The organism is Rhizobacter sp. (assembly GCF_046595475.1).
In the GTDB taxonomy this organism is placed as follows: Bacteria; Pseudomonadota; Gammaproteobacteria; order Burkholderiales; family Burkholderiaceae_C; genus Rhizobacter.
On the sequence record NZ_JBKJOQ010000111.1, the window covers coordinates 1 to 18,926 of the forward strand.

The 18,926-nt window shown below is 65.8% G+C and carries 20 protein-coding genes and 1 pseudogene; 16 read left to right on the plus strand and 5 right to left on the minus strand.

The genetic code is table 11. The annotated features are described in order from the left end of the window. The 4 genes and pseudogenes from AC30QB_RS20105 to AC30QB_RS20120 all read left to right on the plus strand — a co-directional run. Positions 1–310: pseudogene (locus AC30QB_RS20105) on the plus strand (methyl-accepting chemotaxis protein); the annotation flags it as partial. Between the two features lie 19 nt (positions 311–329). Then, on the plus strand, positions 330–1,136 hold the full coding sequence (locus AC30QB_RS20110; RefSeq protein WP_489548048.1) for a CheR family methyltransferase: 807 nt from the start codon (positions 330–332) through the stop codon (positions 1,134–1,136). Continuing rightward, positions 1,136–1,654, plus strand: coding sequence for a chemotaxis protein CheD (locus AC30QB_RS20115; protein WP_489548049.1), 519 nt, complete (start codon positions 1,136–1,138; stop codon positions 1,652–1,654). Before AC30QB_RS20110 ends, AC30QB_RS20115 begins: the two co-directional genes overlap by 1 nt. Next, entirely contained in the window at positions 1,651–2,721 is a 1,071-nt protein-coding gene (locus AC30QB_RS20120; RefSeq protein ID WP_489548050.1) for a protein-glutamate methylesterase/protein-glutamine glutaminase, read from the plus strand. Before AC30QB_RS20115 ends, AC30QB_RS20120 begins: the two co-directional genes overlap by 4 nt. A gap of 291 nt (positions 2,722–3,012) precedes the next feature. Here the strand turns inward: AC30QB_RS20120 and pcaF are convergent, their stop codons facing one another. Continuing rightward, a complete protein-coding gene (gene pcaF, locus AC30QB_RS20125; RefSeq protein ID WP_489548051.1) occupies positions 3,013–4,215 on the minus strand; it encodes a 3-oxoadipyl-CoA thiolase in 1,203 nt (400 codons plus the stop codon). Between the two features lie 203 nt (positions 4,216–4,418). On the opposite strand from pcaF, the gene AC30QB_RS20130 reads away from it, so the two are divergent. Together AC30QB_RS20130 and AC30QB_RS20135 are read left to right on the plus strand one after the other, a co-directional pair. After that, positions 4,419–4,886 carry a hypothetical protein gene (locus tag AC30QB_RS20130; RefSeq protein WP_489548052.1) on the plus strand — a complete coding sequence of 156 codons (468 nt, stop codon included), beginning with the start codon at positions 4,419–4,421 and terminating at the stop codon, positions 4,884–4,886. Between the two features lie 192 nt (positions 4,887–5,078). Further along, on the plus strand, positions 5,079–6,425 hold the full coding sequence (locus tag AC30QB_RS20135; RefSeq protein WP_489548089.1) for a putative bifunctional diguanylate cyclase/phosphodiesterase: 1,347 nt from the start codon (positions 5,079–5,081) through the stop codon (positions 6,423–6,425). Here the strand turns inward: AC30QB_RS20135 and AC30QB_RS20140 are convergent. Beyond that, positions 6,392–7,507 carry a saccharopine dehydrogenase family protein gene (locus AC30QB_RS20140; RefSeq protein WP_489548053.1) on the minus strand — a complete coding sequence of 372 codons (1,116 nt, stop codon included), beginning with the start codon at positions 7,505–7,507 and terminating at the stop codon, positions 6,392–6,394. The two genes, AC30QB_RS20135 and AC30QB_RS20140, sit on opposite strands and share 34 nt — an antisense overlap. A 124-nt stretch (positions 7,508–7,631) precedes the next feature. Between AC30QB_RS20140 and AC30QB_RS20145 the strand changes: the two genes are divergently transcribed. The 3 genes from AC30QB_RS20145 to AC30QB_RS20155 all read left to right on the plus strand — a co-directional run bounded on the left by AC30QB_RS20145 (position 7,632) and on the right by AC30QB_RS20155 (position 11,621). After that, positions 7,632–8,072 carry an Lrp/AsnC family transcriptional regulator gene (locus tag AC30QB_RS20145; RefSeq protein ID WP_489548054.1) on the plus strand — a complete coding sequence of 147 codons (441 nt, stop codon included), beginning with the start codon at positions 7,632–7,634 and terminating at the stop codon, positions 8,070–8,072. Between the two features lie 154 nt (positions 8,073–8,226). Further along, positions 8,227–9,531: a cyclic di-GMP phosphodiesterase gene (locus AC30QB_RS20150; RefSeq protein ID WP_489548055.1), complete on the plus strand. Its 1,305-nt coding sequence runs from the start codon at positions 8,227–8,229 to the stop codon at positions 9,529–9,531. After that, entirely contained in the window at positions 9,528–11,621 is a 2,094-nt protein-coding gene (locus AC30QB_RS20155) for a putative bifunctional diguanylate cyclase/phosphodiesterase (RefSeq protein ID WP_489548056.1), read from the plus strand. The genes AC30QB_RS20150 and AC30QB_RS20155 overlap by 4 nt, the downstream gene beginning before the upstream one ends. Here AC30QB_RS20155 and AC30QB_RS20160 read toward each other — a convergent pair. Continuing rightward, positions 11,611–12,447, minus strand: a complete 837-nt coding sequence (locus tag AC30QB_RS20160) for a fumarylacetoacetate hydrolase family protein (protein ID WP_489548057.1) — start codon at positions 12,445–12,447, stop codon at positions 11,611–11,613. The two genes, AC30QB_RS20155 and AC30QB_RS20160, sit on opposite strands and share 11 nt — an antisense overlap. Before the next feature lie 138 nt (positions 12,448–12,585). Here AC30QB_RS20160 and AC30QB_RS20165 point away from each other — a divergent pair, with 138 nt between their 5' ends. From AC30QB_RS20165 to AC30QB_RS20185, 5 genes are all read left to right on the plus strand, one after another. Beyond that, the gene (locus AC30QB_RS20165) at positions 12,586–12,900 is read left to right on the plus strand and encodes a DUF1840 domain-containing protein (RefSeq protein ID WP_489548058.1); all 315 of its coding nucleotides are present in this window, start codon (positions 12,586–12,588) and stop codon (positions 12,898–12,900) included. 11 nt (positions 12,901–12,911) lie between these two features. Continuing rightward, positions 12,912–13,538, plus strand: a complete 627-nt coding sequence (locus AC30QB_RS20170) for a YbhB/YbcL family Raf kinase inhibitor-like protein (RefSeq protein ID WP_489548059.1) — start codon at positions 12,912–12,914, stop codon at positions 13,536–13,538. Positions 13,539–13,605: 67 nt separating this feature from the next. Next, positions 13,606–14,268, plus strand: a complete 663-nt coding sequence (locus AC30QB_RS20175) for a histidine phosphatase family protein (RefSeq protein ID WP_489548060.1) — start codon at positions 13,606–13,608, stop codon at positions 14,266–14,268. Positions 14,269–14,340: 72 nt separating this feature from the next. Continuing rightward, positions 14,341–15,441: a sterol desaturase family protein gene (locus tag AC30QB_RS20180; protein WP_489548061.1), complete on the plus strand. Its 1,101-nt coding sequence runs from the start codon at positions 14,341–14,343 to the stop codon at positions 15,439–15,441. Between the two features lie 59 nt (positions 15,442–15,500). Continuing rightward, positions 15,501–15,905 carry a hypothetical protein gene (locus tag AC30QB_RS20185; protein WP_489548062.1) on the plus strand — a complete coding sequence of 135 codons (405 nt, stop codon included), beginning with the start codon at positions 15,501–15,503 and terminating at the stop codon, positions 15,903–15,905. Here AC30QB_RS20185 and ruvB read toward each other — a convergent pair. After that, a complete protein-coding gene (gene ruvB, locus AC30QB_RS20190; protein WP_489548063.1) occupies positions 15,902–16,960 on the minus strand; it encodes a Holliday junction branch migration DNA helicase RuvB in 1,059 nt (352 codons plus the stop codon). The genes AC30QB_RS20185 and ruvB overlap by 4 nt on opposite strands. A 50-nt stretch (positions 16,961–17,010) precedes the next feature. On the opposite strand from ruvB, the gene AC30QB_RS20195 reads away from it, so the two are divergent. Together AC30QB_RS20195 and AC30QB_RS20200 are read left to right on the plus strand one after the other, a co-directional pair. Next, positions 17,011–17,394 carry a DUF2946 family protein gene (locus AC30QB_RS20195; protein ID WP_489548064.1) on the plus strand — a complete coding sequence of 128 codons (384 nt, stop codon included), beginning with the start codon at positions 17,011–17,013 and terminating at the stop codon, positions 17,392–17,394. Positions 17,395–17,544: 150 nt separating this feature from the next. Continuing rightward, the gene (locus tag AC30QB_RS20200; RefSeq protein ID WP_489548065.1) at positions 17,545–18,006 is read left to right on the plus strand and encodes a copper chaperone PCu(A)C; all 462 of its coding nucleotides are present in this window, start codon (positions 17,545–17,547) and stop codon (positions 18,004–18,006) included. Here AC30QB_RS20200 and AC30QB_RS20205 read toward each other — a convergent pair whose 3' ends face one another. Beyond that, on the minus strand, positions 18,007–18,879 hold the full coding sequence (locus tag AC30QB_RS20205) for a c-type heme family protein (protein ID WP_489548066.1): 873 nt from the start codon (positions 18,877–18,879) through the stop codon (positions 18,007–18,009). Positions 18,880–18,926: the final 47 nt, after the last annotated feature.

Here is an 18,926-nt window from a genome sequence, read left to right on the forward strand (position 1 = left end):
GAGCCAGATCAACGGTGCGGTGAGCCAGCTGAGCCAGACGACTCAGCAAAACGCGAGCAGCTCCGAAGAGCTGGCCGCCACGGCCGAAGAGATGAGCAGCCAAGCTGAGCAACTGCAGCAGACCATGAGCTTCTTCAAGCTGGCCGGTGCCACCGAACGGCGCGTGACAGCTGCGCGCAAGCCGGCTGCCGAACCCGCCAAGCCATTGGCCAAGGCTGCGGCCAAACCGACCCGCCGCGCCAACCGCGAAAGCGGCTTTGCGCTGAACACCGTGGGTGCTGTCGACGAGACACAGTTCGCACGCTTCTGACAGGCCAGCAGCTTGCGCGATGAACACGTCCATCACCGACACCGAGTTCGGCCATTTCCAGCGCTTCATCTACGAGGCGGCGGGCATCACGCTGTCGTCGGCCAAGAAGGCGCTGGTCAGCGGCCGCCTGGCCAAGCGGCTGCAAGTCTGCAAGCTCAGCAGCTACACCGACTACTTCAAGCTGCTCAGCAGCGGTGAGTCACCGGCCGAGGTGCAGACCGCAGTCGACCTGTTGACCACCAACGAGACGTATTTCTTCCGCGAGGCCAAGCACTTCGAGCTGCTGCAGAGGGTGGCGGCCCAGCCGCGGCCGGCGGGCCAGCCGTTTCGCATCTGGAGCGCCGCAAGCTCCACCGGCGAAGAGGCCTACAGCATGGCCATGGTGCTGGCCGAGACCTTGGGCAATGCAGCCTGGGAGGTGATGGCCTCCGACATCAGCACGCGGGTGCTGGAGCGCGCACGCGCCGCGCACTACCCGATAGAGCGCGCACGCCTGATCCCACCGGCCTACCTGAAGCGCTACTGCTTGCGCGGCATCGACGCGCAGCAGGGCACCTTGCTGGTCGACCGTGCGCTGCGCAGCCGCGTGAGCTTCATGCAGGTCAACCTCAACACGGATCTGCCGCGCTTGGCCTCGTTCGACATGATCTTTCTGCGCAACGTGATGATCTATTTCAACGGTGACACCAAGCGCCAGGTGATCGCCCGCATCGTCTCGGTGCTGAAACCGGGCGGCCACCTGTGCATCGGCCACTCGGAAAGCCTCAACGACATCAGCACCGCCCTGGTTCCGCTGGCACCGTCGGTCTACCGCAAGCCCTCTTGATGTCTCTGCCTGACGCTTCGCCGCACGAGGAGCGGGTGCTTAGGCCCGGTGAGTACGCCGTGGGCGACGCTCGCTTCTGCATGCGCACCGTGCTGGGCTCCTGTGTCTCGATCACGCTGTGGCACCCGCGGCGGCAGGTGGGCGCCATGTCGCACTTTCTGCTGGCCGAGCGCGGCAGCCCGTCGGGCGGGCCGTTGGATGCGCGTTATGGCGACGACGCACTGACGCTGATGCTGCAAGGCCTCGCGAAGCTGCGCGTGCCGGGCAACGAGTGCCAGGCCAAGATCTTCGGCGGCGGCAGCATGTTTCCCGAGCAGACGACACCGGGCGCCTTGCAGGTGGGGCGGCGCAACGGCGAGTCAGCGCGCCGCCTGCTGGCGCAGCACGGCATCGCTGTTCATTCCGAAAGCCTGTTTGGCGACGGCCACCGGCAGATCGTGTTCGATGTGGCCACCGGCGATGTGTGGTCACGCCAGATTCAACCGAACACCGAGTTCAACCTGCCCAAGCCCGAATGAAGCCGATCCGCGTGATGGTGATCGACGACTCGGCCGTGGTGCGCCAGGTGATCTCGGGCCTGCTGTCTGAGGCGCCCGGCATCGAGGTGATGGCCGCCGTGGCCGACCCGGTGCTGGCCATCGAGCGCCTGAAGCTCGACTGGCCTGACGTGATCGTGCTCGACGTGGAAATGCCTCGCATGGACGGCATCACCTTCTTGAAGCTGGTGATGCAGCAAAAGCCCACGCCAGTGGTGATCTGCTCCACGCTCACCGAGCGCGGCGCCAAGACCTCGATGGAGGCGATGGCCGCTGGTGCGGTGGCCATCATCACCAAGCCCAAGGTCGGGCTCAAGCAGTTCTTGAGCGAAGCGTCTGACGAGCTGGTGAACACCGTCAAGGCGGCGGCGCGCGCCAATGTGCGGCGCCTGGCCGTGGGCTCTGTGCCGCTTCAGGCGCCCGCCGCCAAGCAGACCGCCGATGCCATCCTGCCGCCTGCCACGCGGGCCATGACGCAAACCACCGAGCGCGTGGTGGCGCTGGGCACCTCCACCGGTGGCACCCAGGCGCTGGAAGAAGTGCTTACCGCCTTGCCGCGCGTGAGCCCCGGCATCGTGATCGTGCAGCACATGCCCGAGAAGTTCACTGCCGCGTTTGCGGCGCGGCTCGACAGCCTGTGCCAGATCGCGGTGAAGGAGGCCGAGCACAACGACCGTGTGGTGCCGGGCCGTGCGCTGATCGCGCCGGGTGGGCGCCACATGCTGCTCAAGCGCAGCGGCGCGCAGTATTTCGTTGAGGTGATCGACGGGCCGCTGGTCAATCGTCACCGGCCCTCGGTCGACGTGCTGTTTCGCTCGGTGGCCAAGAGTGCTGGCGCCAACGCGCTGGGCGTCATCATGACGGGCATGGGCGACGACGGCGCCGCTGGTTTGCTGGAAATGCGCAACGTGGGTGCGCGCACGCTGGCGCAAGACGAAGAGAGCTGTGTCGTCTTCGGCATGCCCAAGGAAGCCATCAAGCGTGGCGGTGCTGAGCGCATCGTGCCGCTGTCAGCGGTGGCGCAAGAGATTCAGAAGCAGCTGTTGTAGGCGCGCTCAGGCCACCGGCCAAGGCGGTGCCGCAGGCGCCGAAGGTGGGTGCCTTGGTGCCGGCGAGCGGCAGCGGCTGTGCTTCCCGGGTGGATGGCGGGGGAGAGTATGGCGTGGGCCTTCGATACCCCAGGCTGAACGGGCTGTGTGCAATCTAGCCTCTTCGCGCACCACCAACCGGACCGTATGCAATCGAGCCTCTTCGCGTACCACCAACCGCTCAGCCTGATCCTTCGACAGGCTCTGGACAGGGCAAGTCGAAGGCCTGCTCAACATCGGCTGGCCTGAAACTCAAACCCGCTCGATAACGATCGCAATGCCCTGGCCCACGCCTATGCACATGGTGCACAGCGCATAACGGCCACCGGTCTTGTGCAGCTGGTTCACGGCCGTGGTGACGAGCCGCGCGCCGCTCGCGCCCAGCGGGTGGCCGAGCGCAATGGCGCCGCCGTTCGGGTTCACGCGCGCGTCGTCGTCTTTCAGGCCCAGGTCGCGCAGCACAGCCAGGCCTTGTGCGGCAAAGGCTTCGTTGAGCTCGATCACGTCGAGCTGGTCGAGCTTCAGGCCGGTGAGCGCCAGCACTTTGCGCGTGGCGGGTGCCGGGCCCATGCCCATGATGCGCGGCGCCACGCCGGCGGTGGCCATGCCGACGATGCGCGCGCGTGGCGTGAGGCCGTGCTTGCCGGCTGCCGAGTCACTGGCCAGCAGCAGCGCCACGGCGCCGTCGTTCACGCCCGAGGCATTGCCGGCGGTCACCGTGCCGTCGGGGCGCACCACGCCTTTCAACTTCGCCAGCGCCTCCAGGCTGGTCTCGCGCGGGTGCTCGTCCTTGTTGACGATGATGGCGTCGCCCTTCTTCTGCGCAATGGTCACGGGCGTGATCTCAGCATCAAAGAAGCCGCTCTTCTGCGCAGCCACGGCCTTGAGTTGTGAAGCCAGCGCCATGCGGTCTTGCGCGTCGCGTTCGATTTTGTAGTCGGTGGCCACGTTTTCCGCCGTCTCGGGCATGGAGTCGACCCCGTGCATCTCTTTCATCAGCTTGTTGACGAAGCGCCATCCGATGGTGGTGTCGTAGACCGCATTCGCGCGACTGAAGGCGCTCTCGGCTTTGGGCATCACGAAGGGCGCGCGGCTCATGCTCTCTACGCCGCCGGCAATCATCAGCTGGGCTTCGCCGCTCTTGATGGCGCGTGCGGCGGTGCCCACGGCGTCCATGCCCGAGCCGCACAGGCGGTTGATCGTGGCGCCAGGCAGCTCGATGGGCAGGCCGGCCAGCAGCGCCGACATGCGCGCCACGTTGCGGTTGTCTTCACCGGCCTGGTTGGCGCAGCCATAGATCACGTCGGTGATCGCGGCCCAGTCGACGGATGCGTTGCGCGCCATCAGCGCCTTGAGCGGAATGGCGCCCAGGTCGTCGGCGCGCACTGAAGAGAGCGCACCACCGTAGCGGCCAAAGGGGGTGCGAATGGCGTCGCAAATGAAGGCGTGTGTCATGGGGGCTCCCGAGGGGGGTGATGGTGTCCGTTGGGCAAGGATTATCGTGCTCACGATCGCTACCATCGACGGTGATGGATTGTGTCCCGCTACGCAGAATTACTCCCGCTTTTGCTGCGGTTTGCACCGTGCATGCGCTGCTGTTGTGGTGGGGTTTCGCGCCCAGCTTGCCGCACCAGGCCGCGAGGCATGAGGCCCTTGCGATGGCCGTGCGCTTGATCGCCGCACCCCCGGCGGTCAAGCCGGCGATGGCGCCTGCACCTGACGCGTCGGCGCGCAACACGGTGCGACCCACCGCTGGCCACACCTCCGTTGTTCCGCCACCGACGCAAGAGGGGCCGCCGACCGTGTCGCTGACCGTGTCAGACACCCAAGCACCACCCGCGGTGGCGGTGGCACCCGACCCGGGCTGGCCAGCCGACAGCCTGCAGCGCGCGGTGCGCGGCGCTGCGCGGGGTGCGGTGCGGCACAAGTCGTACGCCGAACTGTCGAACGAGCGCCAGGCGCCGGCGCCGGCCGATGCCCAGGCCGATCTGCGCCAGGGCATGGCAGCGGCGGCCCACACCGACTGCCTACGGGGTGGCGAAGGGGGCTATCGCCGGTCGAGCCTGGGCCTGCTCGCCGCACCGTTTTTGTTGTGGGATGCGGCCACCGGCCGTTGTGCCAAGTAGTTCCGCACTGAACGCGCCTGGGCGTTCAAGTACCGGCATCGGGCGTCCGATATGTACTGACGAAGCTCGCTCAGCCTGGTGACCGCCAGCCTTGCCTCTTACCGACCCGCCTCGATGCAATCTACTGACGCACGAAAGCCCCCCTCAGGGCTAGACGGTGGTTCGCACGCACACCAGCGGCGCGTGCGCCGCATGCTGTTCTTCGGCAGCGGCATCTGTGCTGCCACCTGTCTCTTGTGGGCCGTTTACTTCTCGCTGCGCGGGGGCTGGCTCATCGTGGGAATCGATCTCGCCACCGTGGCCGTGTGCGGCTTCGGTGCCTGCCTGACGTCGAAGGGGCGCACGCGGGTCGCCTCGCTGCTCATGCTCGCGGTGGTGTACCTCGTTGTGTCGGGCAATGCGCTGTTTTTCGACATCCCGTCGCCGAACGTGCTGCGCTCGATTCACCAGTACCTGCTGGCGCTGGGTGTGATGTCGTGCCTGCTCACCCGTAACGAGCCGGTCTGGCTGCGCCATGGCATCCCGTTGACTTGCCTGCTGACGTACGCCGTCTTTTCTGCCAGCAACGTGGGGTGGGTCACCTCGTTTGCCTTGCCCGATACCGTGCGCTCCACCGCCTGCTGGGTCAACAACCTGGCGGCTCTCCTCACGGTGTACGTGGCCGTGTATGTGATCCAGAACGATGCGCGTGAGCGCAACACCATGGAAGGCGAGCTGCGTGACGCGCTGGCGCGTGGCGAACTGCAGTTGCACTATCAGGCGCAGGTGGCGAACGATCGCGTGACTGGGGCAGAGGCACTGGTGCGCTGGAAGCACCCCAAGCGCGGCATGGTGTCGCCGGGTGAGTTCATCCCGCTGGCCGAACGCACCGGCCTGATGCTGCCCATTGGTGACTGGGTGCTTCGCACCGCGTGCCTGCAACTGGCGGCCTGGCGCGAGCGGCCGGAAACGGCGGGCCTCACGGTGGCCGTGAACGTGAGCGCGCTGCAGTTCTCGCAGGCCGATTTCGTGGCGCGGGTGCTGGACTGCGTTGCGCAGACGGGCATCGATCCGTCGCGGCTCAAGATCGAACTCACCGAGAGCACGCTGGCTCACGACCTGGACGACATCGTGGCCAAGATGACGGCGCTCAAGGCACGCGGCATCGGCTTTTCGCTCGACGACTTCGGCACCGGTTTTTCGTCTCTGAGTTACCTGCGGCAGCTGCCGCTCGACCAGCTCAAGATCGACCAGTCGTTTATTGCCAACATGCTCAACTCAACCAAGGAAGCGGCGATCGTGCAGCTGCTGATCTCGCTTGGGGGCAACCTCGGCATTCAGTTGATCGCCGAGGGCGTGGAAACGGTGGCGCAGCGGCAGTTTTTGCAGAGCTTGGGCTGCGACACCTACCAGGGTTATTTGTTCAGCCGCCCGGTGACGAGCGCCGATTTCGAAGCCTTGCTGCGGCGCGCAAACGGCGACGCGTTTGACTCGCTCGTCGCTCGGCCAGTCGCTCAGCCGATCACTCAGGCCGCGCGCGCCATCGCCTCCGTCGCGTAGACCTGACCGTAGCGGTTGGCGAGGAAATCGCCCAGCAGCACGTCTTCTTGCCGCACGAAGCCGCTTTGCGGCAGCTGGCCGGTGGCCAGCATGTCGAGCATGGCGCACAGGCTGCTCGCGGTGGTGATCTGGATGGCGCTGCGCATGCGCCCGGCCAGCACGTGGCTGTAGATCTTGCGGGCGTAGGTCTCTTGCTGCAGGCGGCCTTCGCGTTGGCCGCTCACCGTCACAAAGACGATCACCACGTCTTGCATGGTGGCGGGCAATGCGTTCTCCAGAATATCTTTGAGCACGTCGCGCCGGTCTTTCAGGCGCAGGTCGTGCAGCAGCGCTTTCATGATGGCGGCGTGGCCGGGGTAGCGGATGGTGCGGTAGTTGAGCGTGCGCACTTTGCCGGCCAGCGTTTCGCACAGCGTGCCCAGGCCGCCAGAGGTATTGAAAGCTTCGTAGAGCACGCCGTCGAGTGAAAACTCTTCGCGCTCTTCCAGCGCGGGGACCTCGCGCACCTGGCCGTCGACGATGGCCTCGCACGGTTCGCAATATTCGTTGATGACGCCTTCGGTGCTCCAGGTCAGGTTGTAGTTGAGCGCGTTGCTGGGGTAGGCGGGCAGGGCGCCCACGCGCATGCGCACACTGTCAAGCGAGTCGAAGCTGCGCGCCAGGTCGGCGGCCACGATGGAGATGAAGCCCGGTGCGAGGCCGCATTGCGGAATGAAGGCGCTGGTGGCGCCCTGCGCCAGCGCGCGGATGCGCCGAGTGCTGGCCACGTCCTCGGTGAGGTCGAGATAGTGAACCCCGGCTTCGCGTGCAGCCTCGGCCACCTTGATGGTGAGGTGATAGGGCGCGGCGCTCAGCACCGCAAAGCGGCCTTGCAGGGCGGCGCGCAACTGGGCGGGGTCGTTCACGTCGAGCAGCAGGGTGTCGAGTTCAGGAGAGGGGCTCTCGCGCTTCAGCTCGGCCAGTTGCACCGCCGAGCGGTCGGCCACCGTGACGCGGTAGCGCTGGGTGCCCTGGGCCTGGGATAGCAGCGCTGCCACCACCGAGCCGATCTTGCCGCCACCGATCACCAGTATGTTTTTCATGGACCCACCTCATGCTGAAAGACGCAATGGCGTCGATTTTCCGCAGCCTTCGTGCAAAGTGCAGCTGTACTTTCGACGAATCGACAAGCATATTTCGGCGTATTGACGATACCTATCACTGCATATGACCACTGCCAGCCTAGACCCCACCGACCGCGCCTTGCTTGCCTTGCTGCGCGAAAACGCCCGCGCGCCCATCGCCCAGCTGGCACGCAGCCTGGGCTTGTCGCGCACCACGGTGCAAAGCCGCATCGAGCGCCTGGAGCGCCAGCGTGTGGTGGTCGGCTACACCGTGGTGGTGCCCGATGCCGCCGAGGCGGCGCTGGTGCGCGCCCATGTGTTCATCACCGTCGCGCCCCGGCAGAGTGGCGGCATTGAGCAGGCCTTGCGCAAGATTGCCGAAGTGCGGGTGCTGCACTCGGTGAGCGGGCCCTTCGACCTGATCGCCGTGGTCGCTGCTCACTCGATAGGCGAGCTCGACGCGTTGATAGACCGCATCGGCACGCTAGACGGCGTGGAGCGCACCACTTCAGCCATCGTGCTGTCGACCCGCATCGAGCGGTGAGAACTACCGCACGAATCGCCGTGGGGTGGGCGCCCCACTGTCAGATGTAGCAGGTGCGCCTGCGCGGCGGCTGAACATAATCGGTTCAAGTTCAGGGACGGTGCCGCCGAAAAGACTCTCAAGCAGCAGATTCACGGGGCCCAGGGGCTACCGCATGAAAGAAGTATCAACACCATCGCTGATTGACGTCGCGCAGCTGCGCATCGGGATGTTCGTGCATCTCGAAGGGGGCTGGATGTCTCACCCCTTCCCCTTGAGCAGCTTCAAGATCGGCTCGGCCGCGCAGATCGCCACCATCCGCTCGCTGGGCAAGCAGCGCGTGCGCTGGAGCCCCGAGAAGAGCGACATGCCGGCCATCGAGTCGCTGTCGGGCCCGCCCACGCTGCCCAACCCGGCTGTGCCTGCCATGCCGACGCCGGCAACGATTGCCTTGGTAGAGACCCCGGAAGTCGCGGCACGCCGGCAGCACCGCGAATCGCTGGTCGCGCAGCGCGCTGCCCTGAGTCTGTGCGAACACCAGTTTTCCGAAGCCACCAAGGCCTGCAAGCGCGCCACCGAGATGGTGACCACCAAGCCGCAAGACGCCCGCGAGCAAACAGAGTCGCTGGCCCAGGCGTTTGTCGACAAGATGATTGGCCAGCAGGAGATGTGCATACGCTTGCTCACTGAAGCCGCCGGCGACAAGGCCTCGCTGCATGCGGTGAACGTGGCGGTGATCTCGCTGCTGATGGGCAAGACTTTCGGCCTCTCGGCCGCCGAGATGGTCGACCTGGGGGTGGGCGCCATGCTGCACGACATCGGCAAGATCGAGCTGCCCGAGCGTGTGCGTCACCGTGAAGAGCATTTCACCGCGGCCGAAAACCAGTTCTACCAAGAGCATGTGGCGCATGGCGTCACCCTGGCCAAGAAGATGGGCCTGAAGTCTGGTGCCACGCTGGTGATCGCGCAGCACCACGAGCATGCCGACGGCAGCGGCTTCCCGCTCAAGCTCAACAGCGACCGCATGACCACTGCCGCGCGCATCGTCTCGCTGGTGAATCGCTACGACAACATGTGCAACCCGCATGTGCCCTCGCGTGCGCTCACGCCGCACGAGGCGCTGTCGCTGCTCTTTGCTCAGGGGAAACACCGCTACGACACCGCCATCCTCGGCGCGTTCATCAAGATGATGGGCGTGTACCCGCCAGGCTCAGTGGTGCAGCTCACCGACGACCGTTATGCGATGGTGGTGGCCGTCAACTCGGCGCGGCCGCTCAAGCCCCGCGTGATGGTGCACGAGCCGCGCGTGCCACGCGATGAAGCGCTGGTGCTCAACCTCGAAAGTGACCCGCGCCTGGGCATACGCCGCAGCCTGAAAGCGCAGGCGCTGCCGACCGAGTCGCTCGATTACCTGTCGCCGCGCACGCGCGTGGCCTACTTCTTCGAGCCCGATGTGGTGCCCTTGGGGCTTGCGGCGTGAGTGCCGCGGGCAAAGCGGCTGCACTTGAACACTGGTCGGCCCTGATCGAAGGCTTGCTTGATCCCGTCTGGCTGGTCGACGCGACCACCTTGAACATCGTGGCGGCTAACACGGCCTGCGGCACGCTTCTGGGCATAGACGCCTGGTCGCTCAGAGGCCGCTCGGCCGCTGAGCTGAGCGCCACTGCCGAAGACGTCGTGTTCTGGGGCGAGGTGGCGGGCGGTCTCACCGATGCGATTCTTTCCGACACCGTGGTGCGCCGCTTTGACGGCACCATCGTGCCGGTCACCCGGCGCGTGAGCCGCCTGGGCGATGCAGACACATTGATCGTCACCTTGCACGACCTGAGCCGCCAGCGCGCAGCCGAAGACGAGCTCGAAACGCGAGTGGCCGAGCTGCGCGCCACGCTGGAGTCAAGTGCCGACGGCATTTTGGTCACCGACCTGGGTGGCGCCATTCGCAACTTCAACCGCCGCTTCGCCACGCTGTGGGGCCTGCCCGAAGAGCTGCTGACGCAGCGCGACGACCGCGCGGTGCAAGACTGGATGCGCCGCAGCGTCGTGCCCCAAGGCGGTGATGGCGATGATTACACGCGCCGCCTGCACGCCATTCTCGACGCCTCTCTGCTGCAAACCACCGACCTGCTCACCCTGCACTCGGGCAAGGTGATCGAGCGCGTGACGCTGCCGCAATGCAACCGCGGCCAGCCCATAGGGCGCGTGTTTTCCTTTCGCGACATCAGCGAGCAGCTGGCCGCCAAGCAGCGCATCGAAGAGCTGTCGCACACCGACGCGCTCACCGGCCTGCCCAACCGCCGCCTGCTGGCCGACCGCGTCGAGTTTGCGCTGGCCATGGCGCAGCGCAGCGGCAGCCCTTTTGCGCTGATGGTGCTCAACCTCGACCGCTTCAAGCAAGTCAACGACGCGCTCGGCATGGGCCTGGGCGATCGCGTGCTGCTCGAAGTAACCGAGCGCATCAAGTCATGCCTGCGCAATGTCGACACCGTGTCGCGCCTGGGCGGTGACGAGTTCGTGCTGCTGGTGCACCAGGCCGACGCCGCGGGCGCCGAAGCCACCGCGCGCCGCGTGCTCGACGCCATGGTCAAACCCTTCAGCATCGACGACCAGACCTTCACTGTCACCTGCAGCATCGGTGTGGCCTTGTGCCCCGTCGATGGCGACAGCCTGGACCAGTTGATGCGCCGCGCCGACGCGGCCATGCACCGCGTGAAAGAAGCCGGCCGCGCGAGCTTTCGCTTTCACCTGGCGCACACCGATGTGGCGCAGCGCTCGCACATGCAGATCGACCACGCCATGCGCCAGGCGCTGGTGAGCGGCCTGTTTCGCCTGCACTACCAGCCGCAGATCAACCTGAAGACGGGCGAGGTGGTAGGCGCCGAGGCGCTCATCCGTTGGCGCGACCCGGTGCTGGGCGAGGTGTCACCGGCCGAGTTCATTCCGGTGGCCGAAGAGAGCGGCTTCATCATTGCGATAGGCGACTGGGTGCTGTCGCAGGCTGTCAAGCAGGCGGCCGCATGGCGCGCCAATGGGCTGGCCATGCCGGTGTCGATCAACGTGTCGGCGCTGCAATTTCAGCAGCCCGATTTCACCGACCGCGTGGCGAGCGAGCTGAAGGCTGCCAGCCTGCCGCCGCAGCTGCTCGAGCTGGAGCTCACCGAGTCGATTTTGATCCACGATGCGCAAGACGCCCTGCACCGGCTGCAGGCGCTGGCCCAGCTCGGCGTGCAGCTGGCAATTGACGATTTCGGCACCGGTTATTCGAGCCTGGGCTACCTCAAGCGCTTCCCTATCCACCGCCTGAAGATAGACCGCAGCTTCGTGAGCCACCTGCCCGGTGACGCGAGCGATGTGGCCATCGTCAACGCCATCATCCAACTCGGCCGCGCGATGAACCTGAGGGTGATCGCCGAAGGCGTGGAAACCGAGCCGCAGCGGCAGTTCTTGCTCGATGCCGGCTGTGACGAATTTCAGGGCTTTCTGTATGCGCCGGCGCTCGACACGCCGAACTTCGAAAGCCGCGTCGGTGTGGCGTCGCCACCAAGCAACCCGATGCGGTTGATCAGGAAATAGCCTGCTGCTGCGCGCCCAAGCCGGCGATGCCCAGTGTCATCACATCACCCGCGCGCAAGAACTGTGGCGGCTTCATGCCCATGCCCACACCCGGCGGCGTGCCGGTGCAGATCACGTCGCCCGGTAGCAGCGTCATGAAGCGGCTCACGTAGCTCACGATCGTGGCCACATTGAAGATCATGGTCGCGGTGTTGCCACGCTGGAGCGGCTGGCCGTTCACGTCGAGCCACATGGCGAGCCGTTGCGGGTCGGGCACTTCGTCGGGCGTCACCAGCCAGGGGCCGATGGGGCCGAAGGTGTCGCAACCCTTGCCTTTGTCCCAGGTGCCGCCGCGTTCGAGCTGGTACTCACGCTCCGATACGTCATTGACCACGCAATAGCCGGCCACGTGCTTGGGCGCATCTGCCTCGCTCACATGGCGCGCCGTGTGGGCGATCACTACACCCAGCTCCACTTCCCAATCGGTCTTCAGGCTGCCCGGCGGCAGGTGCACTGGGTCATTCGGGCCGGTGATGCAACTGGTGGCCTTCATGAAGATGATGGGCTCCTTGGGGATGGGCAGGCCCGACTCGGCGGCGTGGTCGGCGTAGTTGAGGCCAATGGCAATGAATTTGCTGATGCCGGTGAAGGGCACGCCCAAACGGGGCTGGCCTTTGACCCGCGGGAAGTCGGCGGGTTTGAGTTTGTTGAGCCGCGCGAGCCCGGCGCGGCCGAGCGCGGGCAGGTGCAGGTCGGGCACTGCGCTTGAGAGGTCGCGCAGTGCGCCCTGAGCATCGAGAGCCCCTACGCGCTCACGCCCTTCAGCGCCGAAACGAAGCCATTTCATGGAAACCCCCGAGGGTGTTGTGGTGGGTGGATTTTCATACGATTCAGCGACGATGCAAGCAATCGAGTGCGCGTTGGAAGGGCGTTTGGTTCAGCAGCGCACAATGGTGTTTTGCACCGACGCACGAGGTAAAGGCAGATGCTCTACAAGTTCAAATCGAAAGCCGCTGGCGACGTGATCATGATGGAGCCGGGTGGCGACGCGGTGTTGCGCACCATTGGCAAACAGCCTGGACCCAAGGGCATCATTGAAAGCGCCGACATGCCCGCTGCGATGCAGGCCATCGAGCAGGCGGTGGCGGCAGACGAAGCCGCGCGCAAACAACCCGATGCTGACGACGAGCCCAAGCCCGGAAAAGGCGATGGCGTGACGCTGCGCCAGCGTGCGTGGCCCTTGCTCGAAATGATGAAACGCGCACACGCCGCCGGCGAGCCCATCGTCTGGGGCGTTTGAATGAGGACAGCATGAAACTCTGGAGCAACAACTGGAACGACGGCGAGCGCATTCCCACGCGCTATGCCGCGGGCAAGCCCGATGTCGCCAATGGCGTGACTTTTTCCGACAACATCAGCCCGCACCTCGCCTGGAGCGACGCCCCCGCCGGCACGCAGTCATTTGTGCTGATCTGCCATGACGGCGATGTGCCCAGCCGTGGCGATGACGTCAACAAGACCGACCGCGAAGTGCCCAGCGATCTGCCGCGTGTCGACTTCTTCCACTGGGTGATGGTTGACCTGCCCTCGACCGTGACCGCGCTGGCCGAAGGCGAGTTCAGCCGGGGCTTCACGCCGCACGGCAAGGCTGGCCCGGCCACGCTGCACGGTGCACGCCATGGCCTGAACGACTACACCGGCTGGTTTGCCGCTGACCCCGCCAATGCCGGTCAGTATTTTGGCTACGACGGCCCGTTTCCGCCATTCAACGATTCGCTGCTGCACCACTACGTGTTCACGCTTTATGCCCTGAGCGTGCCGCGCGCGGCGGTGGAAGGCGCGTTTACGGGCCCGCAAGTGCGTGCTGCGATTGCGGCGCAGGTGTTGGCGGAAGCCCGGCACTCAGGCATCTACACCTTGAATCGCCGCCTCATCTGATGGCCGCCCCCACTTCGCTTCGCCCCTGGGGGTGTTCGGCCGCCTTGGTGCGGCCCGGCGCCGCCTGATGGACCAGGCCACCCGTGTCCTGGCCGTGCGCCATGGTGAAACCGCGTGGAACGTCGACACCCGCATCCAGGGCCAGCTCGACATTCCGCTGAACGACAGGGGCCGCTGGCAGGCCCAGCGCCTGGCCGCCGCGCTGGCCGATGAAGGTGTGAGCGCCCTCTATTCGAGCGACCTGCTGCGTGCTTACCAGACCGCCCAGGCCATCGGCGAGGCGTGCGGCCTGCCGGTGGTCACCGACGCTGCGTTGCGCGAGCGCGGGTTTGGCGCGTTTGAGGGCTACACGTACAAGGAGATTGAGGCGCGCTGGCCCGAGCAAGCCGAGCGCTGGCGCAAGCGCGACCCCGACTTCAGCCCTGGCGACACGGGCGAGTCCCTGCACGTGTTTTTCGAGCGCTGCGTGAAGGTTGCCACCCGTTTGGCGGCTGCTCACCTGGGCCAGACCATCGCCCTGGTGGCGCACGGTGGGGTGATGGACTGCCTGTACCGCGCCGCCTCTCGGCTCGACTTGCAGGCCGCGCGCTCGTGGCAGCTGGGCAACGCCAGCATCAACCGCCTGCTCTACACGCCAGAGGGCTTCACCCTCATCGGCTGGAGCGACACCTCGCACCTGGACCAGGGCGCGCTCGATGAGAGCAATGACCGCGTCGGCCACGCGGCCTGAGCTTTAGGGCGAGCTGCCTGACCTGGGGTAGCCCCGGTTTGCAGCTGCCACCAGGCTGTGCACCATCGCCGCATGACCCCCGCACAAATCATCGTTCTGGCCACGCCGGTCTTTTTGTTGATGATCGGCGTCGAGTTCCTCATCGGGCTCAAGCGCGGCCGCAACACCTACCGCCTGAACGACGCGCTCAACAGCATCGGCCTGGGCATCATGAGCCAGCTGGTCGGCTTGTTCAGCGCGCTCTTCACGGTTTGGTTGTACGTGCTGGTGTTCGAGCATGTATCGCTGTGGAAGCTGCCGGCGAACTCGTTGTGGGTGTGGTTGGTGGGCCTGGTGCTCTACGACCTCTGCTACTACTGGCACCACCGCTTCGGCCACACCGTGGCGCTGTTCTGGGCGGCGCATGTGGTGCACCACCAGAGCGAGGACTACAACTTGAGCACTGCGCTGCGCCAAACCGGCAGCGGCTGGGTCGGCGGCTGGCTCTTCTACATGCCGATGGCGGTGCTGGGCTTTCCGCCGTTGGTGTTCGGCGTGGTGGCGCTCATCGACCTGCTCTACCAGTACTGGGTGCACACGCAGCAGATCGGCAAGCTCGGTTGGTTCGACCGCTGGTTCTGCGCGCCCAGTAACCACCGCGTGCACCACGCAGTGAACGACAAGTACCTGGACAAGAATTACGGCGGCATCTTCATCATCTGGGACCGCATCTTCGGCAGCTTCATCGAAGAAGACGACGCGGAGCGCATCGTCTACGGCACGCGTGGCCCCTTGCGCAGCTGGAACCCGGTGTGGGCCAACCTGCAGTACTACGCCGACATGGCCCGGGATTCGTGGCACGCCGCGAGCTGGGCCGACAAGCTGCGCGTGTGGTTCATGCACCCCGGCTGGCGGCCTGCCGACGTGGCAGCGAAATACCCGAAGCCTGCCTTCGACATCAGCCGCGTGCAGCGCTACGACCCGCCGATGTCGCGGGCAGCGCAGTGGGCCGCGGGAGGCTTGTTCGTTGCCCTGCTCGGCGCCACCTCGGCTTTGCTGTGGAACGCGCATCGCATGACGCTGCCGCAGCAGCTTGCCTCGGCGGTGGGTGTCATCGCAGGCCTGTGCGTGGTGGGCTGGGTCACCGAGCACCAGCGCCACACCCACGCCGTCGAGGGGGGATCGCCCGCTTGACGCGCGCAGCAGCAGGCCTAGACTGAACGCGTTCAATCCTTTTTTGTCTGGAGGCTTCCATGGCGATCAAACGGATGACGAGGGGCGAAGTGCCCCACTCCCTGGGCAACTACAACCCCGTGGGCCATGTGCTAGTGGCATTGCCTTCCGACTCAGTGGCCGCAGAAGCGCGACGGGCGCTGCGCGACATCGGCTTCGACGACGAAGACCTTTTGCTCTACAGCGCTGAAGAAGAGCGCGAGCAAATGGAGCGCATGCTGGCGCATTCCAGCCAGCTGTCGGGTTTCGGCTATGAAGTGACGCTGATGCGGCGCTACCAGTCGCTCGCGAAACAAGGCTGCGGTTGGCTGCTGGTCTATGCGCCCGATGCGGCGCATGCCGAGCGCACCACCGAAGTGGCGCGCCGCTTCGGTGCCCGCTCAGCCGTCAAGTACCACTGGCTGGCTGTGGAAGATTTAATTTAGACGCCGTCGAAGAGATCAGTGGGCGCGACCTTGGGCGGCGTCACACCCAGGTGGCGATACGCCGCCAGCGTGGCGATGCGCCCGCGCGGTGTGCGCTGCAAGAAGCCCTGCTGAATGAGGTAGGGCTCGATCACGTCTTCGATGGTGTCGCGCTCTTCGCCGATGGCAGCGGCCACGTTGTCCAGGCCGACCGGGCCGCCGTCAAAGCGGTGGATCACGGCTTCGAGCAGCTTGCGGTCCATCATGTCGAAGCCTTGCGCATCGACGTCGAGCATCTTCAGCGCCTTGTCGGCCAGCGGCTTGTTGATGCTGCCGTCGCCCTTCACGTCGGCGTAGTCGCGCACGCGCCGCAACAAGCGGTTGGCGATGCGCGGCGTGCCGCGTGAGCGGCGCGCGATCTCGAATGCGCCCTCGACGTCGGTGGGAACTTTGAGCAAACCGGCCGAGCGGTGCACGATGCGCGCCAGCTCTTCAGGCGTGTAGAACTCAAGCCGCGCCACGATGCCGAAGCGGTCCCGCAGCGGGTTGGTCAGCATGCCGGCACGCGTGGTGGCGCCCACCAGGGTGAAGGGCTGCAGATCAAGCTTGATGCTGCGTGCGGCGGGGCCTTCGCCAATCATGATGTCGATCTGGTAGTCCTCCAGCGCGGGGTACAAGATTTCTTCCACCACTGGCGAGAGGCGGTGAATCTCGTCGATGAAGAGCACGTCGTTGCGTTCGAGGTTCGTGAGGATGGCGGCCAGGTCTTTGGGCTTCTCAAGCACAGGGCCCGAGGTCTGGCGCAGGTTGACGCCGAGCTCATTGGCGATGATGTGCGAGAGCGTGGTCTTGCCCAAGCCGGGTGGGCCGAACAGCAGCACGTGGTCCATTGCCTCGCTGCGCATCTTGGCGGCGCCGATGAAGATTTCGAGCTGCTCGCGTGCCTTGGTCTGGCCCACGTACTCGGCCATGCCTTTGGGGCGCAGCGCGCGCTCGATCGCCTCTTCGTTGGGCGAGGCCGGGGCGGCGCTCACCACCCTGCGGGCGGGCTCGAACTCGTCGGTCTGGATGCTCATGCCGGCATTATCCGGTGCGACCCAAACCGGCTTTGGCACAATCGCGGCCCATGCTTCGCAAACCCTGGTCCACGCGCTTCGTCCTTTGGGCGGCCATGTGTGCATTGCTGCTCAAGGCAGCCGTGCCCATGCTGGCCAGTGCATCGGCGCAGATGCAGGGCAAGGCGCTGGTCGAGGTGTGCACGGTCTACGGCGTGGCAATGGTGGCGCTGGGCGATCAAAGCCCGCAGCCCGAGCATGGCGCCACACACGCGAGCGATCACTGCGCCTTGACGGCCTTGATGGCGCTCGCCGCACCGGGCGTGTCGACGCCGGCGGTGGTTGTCGTGCGCGCCGCTGCCCCACCATGGCTCGGCGAGCTTGCCCCCAGCGCCCCCGATGCCACTGCCGCCTGGGCGGCGCGACAGAAGCACGGCCCTCCGCGTTTCGCCTGAACTGACGCCGCTCGCCGCGGCGCATGCCCTTCGCAAGCACGCGCCGCACGCCCGCAGGGGTGCGCTACAGCGGCCGTCACTGGTGAGCGGCGCTGCCTCCTTTGCTCGTTCTCTCTCCCATTTCCTTTCCAATTTCTACCGGAGTACGTCATGACCCTTGCCCGTTTTCTTGCCGCTGCCGCCCTCGGGCTCGCAGCACTGGCCTCGCAGGCCCATTCCTTCAAGCTCGGCGCGCTCACCATCGGCCACCCGTATGCGCGGGCCACGGTGGCCGGCCAGCCCACCGGTGGCGGCTTCTTGACGATTGAGAACCGAGGCGCGGATGACCGCCTGCTGTCGGTCAGTGCCGAGGTGTCGACGACGGTAGAGCTGCACAGCATGGCGATGGACGGCGACGTCATGCGCATGCGCCAGGTCGAGGCGCTTGCGCTGCCCGCGGGCAAGGCCGTCGAGCTCAAGCCTGGTGGCCTGCACATCATGTTCATCGGCCTGAAGGCGCCGTTAAAAGAGGGGGACAAGTTCCCGCTCAAGCTCAAGTTCGAGAAAGCCGGCGAGGTGACGGTGACCGTCAACGTGGACGCCGCGGGCGCCTCACACGAGATGAAGCAATGATCAGTTCCTGAGCATGCCCATTGCTTTTACCAAGCTGCGGCGCATGCGGTTGAACGACTTCTGCAGCGTGCCGATCTCGTCCTTGCGTTCTTCGGAAAACTCGGCGAGCGACATATCGCCTTGGCTCACGCGCCGCGCGGCGTTGGCCACCTCGCGCACAGGCCGCACCACCAGCCGCTGCAGCAGCCAGTTGAGCACCAAAAACAGCAGCACGAACACCGACACCAGCGCGCCAGTGAAGGTGAAGAAGATGTGCATGGCCTTCTCTTGCGGCAAGGCGACGGGCACCGTCACCACCTGCGCACCCACGATCTCGTTGAGTTGCCAGCCAAAGCCGTTGGCCGAGCCATATCTGGCGATCAAGCTTTGCGGCGCTGCACCCGGCGTGCTGTGGCAGGCCAGGCAGGCGGTGTTCGTGATGCGGATGGGGCGGGCCACGTAAAACAGACCGCCCTGCGGCGAACTGACCTCGCCCGACTGCTCTGTAGCGCTGGGCTGGGCGCGAAACCGGTCGACCACGTCTTTTTCCCAGGGCGAGGGCTTGTCGCGCAGGTTGGTCGGGTTGAGTGTGGCTTCCTTGTAGCTGTAGCCTGGCTGATTGGCGGCCAGGCGCGCCAGCGTTTCGGTAGCGGCAAAGGCGGGCACTGTCTCGGGCAGGAAGTGGCGCTCGAGCATCGGGTCGAGGTGGGGCTTGATGTTGTCCACCGTGTAGCCGCGCACGGCAATGGCGACGTCCATCATGCGCTGGGCGTCGCGCACCACCTCGGCACTGGCATTGGTTTGCACCAGCTGGTATACCGTGCCGCCGGCCACCCCCAGCGCCAGCACGAACAGCAAAGCGAAAACCAAGTTGAATCTCAGCTTCAGGTTCATGAAGGGTCTCGGCAGATGAAGAAGGATGACAGCGGCTCAATCGTGCC